The organism is Kitasatospora sp. NPDC002965, assembly GCF_040611255.1.
Lineage (GTDB): Bacteria > Actinomycetota > Actinomycetes > Streptomycetales > Streptomycetaceae > Kitasatospora.
In genome coordinates, this window is sequence record NZ_JBEXNT010000086.1 from 33,556 (window position 1) to 40,946 (window position 7,391).

The window sequence follows — 7,391 nt, forward strand, 5'->3', positions numbered from 1 at the left end:
TTGGGGTGGGGGTGGGGGTGGGGGGGGGGGTCGTCGACGTCGTGGCGCTCGGGCCAGTGCGGGGGGGGGGGGGGGGGGGGGGGGGGCGGGGGGCCCCCCCCCCCCCCCCCCACCTCCGTGTCCGCCAGGCCGTCAGGCCGGCGGGGAGGGGGTCAGGCCGTCTGCGGTCGACCGGCGTGTCCGGTGTCCTCCGCGCTGTCCGCGTCCTCCGGCCCCCGGGCGTCCTCCGCCTCGGCGGCGGCCCTGAGCGCACCACTGGCCAGCAGGTACTGCGCCAGGACGTACGTCGCCATGATCCAGAACTGGTGGCCCGGCAGCTCCCGCCACTTGGCCAGCTTGGTGGCGATCAGCGTGTCGGAGAGCAGGAACAGCGCCCCGCCCAGCCCGGTCCGCAGGCCCAGCCCGGCCGAGGTGACGGCCGTCGAGGCGAGCAGCAGGCTGTACCCGGCCACCGGCACCCGCAGGTCCCCGAGGTCCGGCCAGAGCCGGCTCACCATCGTCGCCCAGGCCGCCGCGTAAGCCGCCGCCACCAGCAGCGCCCGTCGCCGCTCGGTGAGCGCCCCCTGCCCGACGAACATCGTGACGTAGCAGACGTGCGCCGCGGCGAACGAGCCCATGCCGGCCAGGAACGCGGTGTCGTTGCCGAGCTGGAGCAGGACGTCCCCGCCCGCGCTCAGCAGCAGCGCAGGCGTCAGCAGCCTGGGCGCCTCGCGGCCGGCCGCGGCGGCGGCGACCGCGCTGTGGGCGGCCAGCAGCGGCATCAGCGCCGGCTTGGTGGCGTGCCGGAGCACCTGAGTGTCGGCCAGGATCGCCCCCAGGTGGGCCGCCGAGGTCGTGGCGTAGCCGGTGAGCAGTCCGGTGGCCGAACGCAGGCGGCCGCCGAGAACGGCGCGGGTGGTCGTACGGATGCTCATGCGGCGGTGTCCTCCGGGGGATGGGGAGCGGGTGGCCCGTGCTGGGCACCCCGGGCGACCGGAGCGGGGTCCGGGAAGGACAGGTTACCGACGCGTAGGTTCCGGCCGGGCGGCGGTGGGGCGACGATCGCCGGGCGACGCGCGGTGGGGCGCGGTCCGGTGCCCACGGGACCCGGCAGCTGCCAGCGGGGGCCGCGCCCACCGTCTAGTCTGGTCCACGACATGGAGCAGCAGGAGGACGTGACCGGCGCCGCGCGGGCGGCCGGTGACACGTCGGACGGGCGTACGGGCGGAGCGGGGCGGAGCACCCTCGACGCCGTCGTCGCCGTACGCGAAGCCGTGTCCGCGGCTGTGCCCGGGTCCGCGCGCGTTGCCGTACGTGCGGCGGGAACTGACGGCCCGCAGGAGGTGGACGTGGAGGTGGACGTGGCCGAGGTTGCCGGCCCCGCACCGACTCCGGTTCCGCCCTCCGCACCGACTCCCGCACCGACTCCCGCACCGTCTTCCGTGCCGACTCCGGGGCTCTCGCCGGATCCGGGACTGCTCCGGCTCGCCGAGTGGTTCGCGCAGGCCGACGCCGGTACCGCCGACGACCTCTGGGCGGCCTCCTTCGGGCTCTACCCGGCCCGGCACTTCGGCGCGCCTGCCGAGCCGGGCCCCGCCGGACCGGGCCCCGTCGGACCGGGTCTGCCCGGGTCCGCCCCCGCCGAACCGGCGTCCGACGTCAGCTGGTGGCACGGCCCCACCGCCCACACCCCCGTGCAGCAGCGCACCCGCGAGGCCCGCCCGGTCCGCGGCCTGCGCCGGGCCCGCCGGGACGCCGGCGCGCTGCCCGTCGTCCTCTCGGGCGCCAAGCCGGGCAGGCCGGGCAAGCACCGCAAGCCCGAACGCTCCCGGATCGCCACCGTCGGTGCTCAGGACCGTTCCGCCGCCGCCACCGCGGCCGAGCGGCGGATCGCGGCCCGGCTGCTGCTCGCCCACCCCCTGGTCACGGCCTCCGGGCCGCACGCCGACGGCTTCCCGCTGATCCGCCGTCATCGTGACTGGCTCACCGAGCGCTTCGACACCCTGCTCGGCTACCGTCTGCTCGTCGGCCCCTGGCACGCCCGCCTGCACAAGGCCGGCCTCGGCCCCGGAGCCGCCCGCCGGCTCGAACACCCCGCCACCGGTGCCCCGTTCACCCCCGGCGGGTACGCCCGCCTGGCGCTCGCGCTGGCCCTGCTGGTCGACGCGCCCGAGCAACTGCCGCTCGGCCGGCTGCGGGCCGCGATGTGCACGGTCGGCCCGGAGGCCGCGCCCGCACCGGACGCCGCCCGCGCCGACCTCTGCATGGCGCTCGCCGTCCTGGCCGACTGGCAGGTGCTGCTCGACGTCCCCGTCGATCCGGCGGATCCTGCCGGTGACGAGACCGTCCTGACGGTCGACCGGGAGCTCGCGCGGGCCGTTCCGGCCGCCCCGCCCGCGCGCGCCGCAGACGCGGCCGACCTGATCCGCCACGCCGCCGAGGCCGAGCCCGGCACCGCCGTACGCCGCCGGCTCGCCGAGACCCCGGTCGTCCTGATCGCGGACCTGTCGGAGGAGCGGCGGGACTGGCTGCGTGACCACCGGATCTCGGGCCCCGCCGCCCTCGCCGACTTCCTCGGCCTGGAGGCGGAGCACCGCGCCGAGGGCGTCGCCCTGCTCGACCCCGCCGAGGAGCTCACCGACCTCGCCCTGCCCGGCGCCGGAACCCTGGCCCAGGCCGCGCTGCTGCTGGTCGAACGCCTGGTGGAGGAGGTGCGGCCGCTCCCCGGTGAGTCCACGGACGCCGACGTGCCCGTCCCCGACGCGCTGATAGACGGCGTCCTCGGCGACATCGCCGACGAGTACGGGCTTCCGGCGGGGTGGCGCCGTGACTACCTGGCCGACCGGACGGCGCTGCGCCGTGACTCCCTCGACCTGCTCCACCGGATGGGACTGATCGTCCGCGCACCCCGCGGTACCCGCCCCCCGGGCTGGCTCCTGCGCGCGCCCGCCGCCCGCTACGCCCCCGCCCACCTCCTGCCGGAGCCCGGCACCGGCCGGCACTCGCGCCGGGACCCGGAGATCACCATCCCGGCCCCGGCCGCCCCGAAGGCGGAACAGCACGCCTGAGGCTCAGGGCCGGGCCACGGCGTACTTCTTGGTGGTGGCCGTACCGCCGACCATGCCGTCGCGGCGTGTGGCTCCGATCAGATCATCTCCGGGTGGTGGCCGTGGCCACGGTGCCGGGCTGGACGGTCTCCACGGTGGCGCCCACACCGAGGGTGCCGAGGGTGACGGAGGCGAGGACGGCGGCGCAGGCCAGGAGTCGGCGGTGGCGCTTGGGCAGGGGGAAGCGCGGGTCCTGGAGGGTCGCCGGAGGGTTGGCGTTCATGACAGGGAGGTTTCCAGGGCGGCGTTAACGGTCGCTACGTGCGGGTGAAGTCCGGATGGGGGGTGGGCGTCGGGTTGGGCGGAATACGCAACATCCCAGGTCACACCCCACCCTCCCGACCTCCTCGGGCGGGTCCGGCGTCACCGGTTCACTCGGGCGGGGGGCGCCGGTCGCGCCGTCCGGCGTCGGCGAGGGCGTCGCCGACGGCGACCCGTACGGCGTCCCGCAGGCCGTGGGCCGGGTGGAATCGGGAGGGACCGGCGGCGGGGTCGGTGCGCAGCTCCTTCACCAGCGCGACGCAGAGCAGCAGCATCACCACGACGAACGGCAGGGCGACCAGGATGGTGGCGTTCTGCAGCGCGGTCAGCCCGCCGGCGAGCAGGAGGGCGGCGGCGACCCCGCCCATCAGGACGCCCCAGACCACCACCAGCCACGTGCGGGGGTGCAGCGAGCCGCGGCTGGAGAGCGAGCCGAGGACGAGGGAGGCGGAGTCGGCGCTGGTGATGAAGAAGAGCATCACCAGCAGCACCGCGATCACGCTGGTCACCGAGCCGAGCGGCAGCGAGCGCAGCATCTCGAACAGGGACGCCTCCGCGCCCTGCGGGATGGTCTCGACGAGGTCGGCGGCGCCGGTGCTGTCCAGCCGGATGGCGGTGCCGCCCATCACGCAGAACCAGATCACGGTGGCCCCGCTGGGCACCAGCAGCACGCCGATCAGGAACTGGCGGATGGTGCGGCCCCGGGAGATGCGGGCGATGAAGGTGCCGACGAACGGCGCCCAGGAGAGCCACCACGCCCAGTAGAAGATGGTCCAGGAGCCGAGCCAGCTCTCGTCGGTGAAGGCGCCGGTCTGGGTGGACATGGCGACCAGGTCGGACAGGTAGCCGCCGACGGTGGACGGGATCGCGTCCAGGACGAAGACGGACGGGCCGATCACGAAGACGAAGAGCATGATCAGCGAGGCCAGCACGACGTTGGCGGTGGAGAGCCACTTGACGCCCTTGTGCACGCCCGAGAAGGCGGAGACGACGAAGGCGGCGCTCAGCGAGCCGATGATGATCAGCTGGGTGCGCTCGGTGTTCTCGACGGAGGAGACGTAGCCGAGGCCGTCGGCCACCTGGAGGGCGCCGAGGCCGAGGCTGGTGGCCGAGCCGAAGACGGTGGCGAACACGGCGAGCATGTCGATGGCGCGGCCGGTCCAGCCGTCCGCGCCGCGTTGCCCGATCAGCGGGACGAAGGCGGAGGAGATCCGGTTGCCCCGGCCCTTGCGGAAGGTGGTGTAGGCGAGCGCGAGGCCGCCGACCGCGTAGATCGCCCACGGGTGCAGGGTCCAGTGGAAGAGCGAGAACTCCAGTGCCTGCTGGGCGGCGGCCGCGGACTGCGGTTCCAGGCCGGAACCCGGCTGCGGGGTGGCGAACAGCTGGAGCGGCTCGCCGACGCCGTAGAACATCAGGCCGATGCCCATGCCGGCGCTGAACATCATGGCGACCCAGGAGAGCGTGGAGAACTCGGGTTCGTCGTCGTCACGGCCGAGACGGATCCGCCCGAAGCGGCTGAGGGCGAGCAGGACGGTGAGGACGAGGAAGACGTCGGCGGCGACGACGAAGAGCCAGCCGAAGTTGTGCAGGACCCAGCCGAGGGCGCTGCTGGAGGTCCGGCCGAGGGAGTCCTCGGCGAAGATGCCCCAGGCGACCACCGCCAGGACGAGGACGGCGCTGATCCCGAACACCGCCCGGTCGACGGGGAGGGTGGCGGCGGGTTCGTCCGGCGGCTCGGGCGGCTGACTCGTCATGGGGGTACCTCTTCCGGCGTTCGCCCTGGGCGGTGACATGATCGTCAAAGGGATACATGTCGCACTATGTCCAGTTCCGGCCGGGAGGCGGGGGAGGGCACGCCGGGGAGGGCGGGGCGAGGCGGCGTCGGACGGGTGGACCGGCGGGTGGACCGGTGGGTGTCCGGTGCGGCGGTCCGGCGGGTGTCCGGTGCGGCGGCGGGCCGTCAGGCGGCGGCGTACGCGCGGGCCGGGGGCAGGGCGGCGTCCAGGTAACCGGCGAGGGCGTCCCGGCTGCGGGTCAGCTCGCCGATGCGGGCGTCGAGCTCGGCCAGCTCGCCGCGGAGGGTGCCGAGCAGGTGGGGGCAGGCCTCCAGGGCGGGGATCGGTCCGTGGGCGCACGGGAGGATGCTCGCGATCACCCGGGTGGACAGGCCCGCCGCCAGCAGGCTGCGGACCTGTCGCACCCGGATCGCGTCCCCCTCGGCGTACTCGCGGTAGCCGGCGGCCGAACGCGCCGGCGAGAGCAGGCCCTGCTCCTCGTAGTACCGCAGCAGGCGGGTGGACACCCCGGTCAGACGGGCGAGCTCTCCGATGCGCATGTCCGGGCGAACGCCGGGCCCCGCGGGGGTGTTCCCCCGGAGCGTCCGGCCGTTCACGGATTCGGCAGGTGGGCGGGGGCCGGGGCGTCGGGGGTGACGCCGGCCTGCCACCCGGTCACCGGCCGGCGGCAGGGCTGCTCGACCGTACGGTCATCCGGCGGCCGGGTGGCCGGTGAGGAAGCCGAGCACCAGCTGCCGCAGCTCGGGCAGCTGTTCCACCATCGGCAGATGGCCGGCCGTCAGCTCGGCCAGGCGGGCGCCGGGGATTCCCTCGGCCAGGGCGCGGTGCTGCTCCGGCGCCACCAGGGTGTCCTCGGTGGTGGAGATCACCAGCGTGGGCACGGCGATGCCGGCCAGTTCGGCGCGGACGTCGGCGCGGGCGGCCAGCTCGAACTGCCGGCGGAAGCCCGCCGAAACCGGTGTGGCGGCGAGGGCGGCCCGCAGGTCGGCGAGCCGGTCGGCAGGCAGGGCGTCGACCCAGGTACGGCCGAACACCACGGTCAGGGCCTGGTCGGCCAGCAGGGCCGGCTGCCCGGCGAGGGCGACGGCCTGGTCGGCCAGCAGCCGGAACCGCTGGGATCCGCCGGCCACCCCCGCGAGAAGCAGCAGGGAGCGGACCCGCCCGGGGTGGCGGGTCGCGGCCCGTACGGCGACGGCGGCGCCGAGCGAGTAGCCGGCCAGGTCGAACCCGGTCAGGCCCTCCTCGTCGGCGACCGCCACCAGACGGTCCGCCAGTTCGTCGAGCGAGGGCTCGCCCGGCTCGTCGGGGCTGTCGCCGGAGCCCGGGTAGTCGGGGGCGACGACGGTGCGGTGGGCGGCGAGGTCGTCGAGCAGCGGACCCCAGTTGTCGCGGGCGCTGCCGCCCGCGCCGTGGGCGAGCAGCAGGCCGGGGCCGGAGCCCCGGACGATCCGGGCGAGCGGGGCGGGGGCGGGCTTCGGCGCGGTCATGGCGGTGCTCCTGTGCGGGAGGGCGGGACGGCCGGTCGGCCGCCCCGCCCCGCACGGTAGGAGTTGACATCGGTGTGAAGGTCAAGCCACGGTCCCGTCCGCCGGGGCCGGTTCGCCCGGATCGCCTGACGCGGCGTCGGGGTCGGCCCTATGATCCGCATCGTGACCGGGACGCCCCGTGCAGTGAGGACCACCGGACGGTTCGCCGTCCGCGCCGTCACTCGTGCCGCCGCCCATGCCCCCACCCGTGCCGCCTGCGCCGTGCGCGGGGCCGCCGGTGGACCGGTCGGCGCACCCGGGTGCGCCGCTCCTTCCTGTCGCCGTCACTGTCGCTGTCACAGCTGCTGTCGAAGCAGCTGTCGCTGTCGCTGAGCCCGTCCGGCCGCCCGGGGTGAACCCGGGCTCCTCGGGATCACCCCCGGCCGCCCGACGGCCGCCGCGGCGCCGTGCCGACCACGGCCCCGGCCGCCCCTCGCGCTGACCGCAGCCCCCCCGCCCGCAGGTCCGCGTTCCGACGGCGGACCGGCGCGCCGCCCGCAGGTCCATGGTCCGACCGTCACCACGATCCGAACGGAAGTGTGCCCATGCCCGCCGAAACCCCCTCGGAAGCCGCGTACGACCGGCTCCGCCGCCGCCAGTGGCTGGCCGGCGAGGCCCGCGCGGACGGCGTCGACCGCCGCACCCTGCTGCGGATGCTCGCCGCAGCGGGGGTGCTCGCCGCCCCGACCGCCGGCGGGCTGCTCGCCCCGGCGGACGCGCTC

At 75.9% G+C, this 7,391-nt stretch carries 6 protein-coding genes and 1 pseudogene; 2 read left to right on the plus strand and 5 right to left on the minus strand.

Going from position 1 to position 7,391, the window contains the following annotated elements; genetic code table 11:
* Positions 1-152: 152 nt before the first annotated feature.
* Positions 153-914, minus strand: a complete 762-nt coding sequence (locus tag ABZY91_RS27950) for a lysoplasmalogenase (protein WP_355405729.1) — start codon at positions 912-914, stop codon at positions 153-155.
* Positions 915-1,421: 507 nt separating this feature from the next.
* On the opposite strand from ABZY91_RS27950, the gene ABZY91_RS27955 reads away from it, so the two are divergent.
* A complete protein-coding gene (locus tag ABZY91_RS27955) occupies positions 1,422-3,047 on the plus strand; it encodes a DUF2398 family protein (protein WP_355405730.1) in 1,626 nt (541 codons plus the stop codon).
* An 82-nt stretch (positions 3,048-3,129) separates the two neighbouring features.
* Here the strand turns inward: ABZY91_RS27955 and ABZY91_RS27960 are convergent, their stop codons facing one another.
* The 4 genes from ABZY91_RS27960 to ABZY91_RS27975 all read right to left on the minus strand — a co-directional run bounded on the left by ABZY91_RS27960 (position 3,130) and on the right by ABZY91_RS27975 (position 6,630).
* Entirely contained in the window at positions 3,130-3,309 is a 180-nt protein-coding gene (locus ABZY91_RS27960; protein WP_329880451.1) for a hypothetical protein, read from the minus strand.
* A gap of 148 nt (positions 3,310-3,457) precedes the next feature.
* Positions 3,458-5,101, minus strand: coding sequence for a BCCT family transporter (locus tag ABZY91_RS27965; RefSeq protein ID WP_329948881.1), 1,644 nt, complete (start codon positions 5,099-5,101; stop codon positions 3,458-3,460).
* A 206-nt stretch (positions 5,102-5,307) separates the two neighbouring features.
* On the minus strand, positions 5,308-5,682 hold the full coding sequence (locus ABZY91_RS27970) for a MerR family transcriptional regulator (protein WP_355405731.1): 375 nt from the start codon (positions 5,680-5,682) through the stop codon (positions 5,308-5,310).
* A 150-nt stretch (positions 5,683-5,832) separates the two neighbouring features.
* Positions 5,833-6,630, minus strand: coding sequence for an alpha/beta fold hydrolase (locus ABZY91_RS27975; protein WP_355405732.1), 798 nt, complete (start codon positions 6,628-6,630; stop codon positions 5,833-5,835).
* 584 nt (positions 6,631-7,214) lie between these two features.
* Here ABZY91_RS27975 and ABZY91_RS27980 point away from each other — a divergent pair.
* Positions 7,215-7,391: pseudogene (locus ABZY91_RS27980) on the plus strand (sulfite oxidase); the annotation flags it as partial.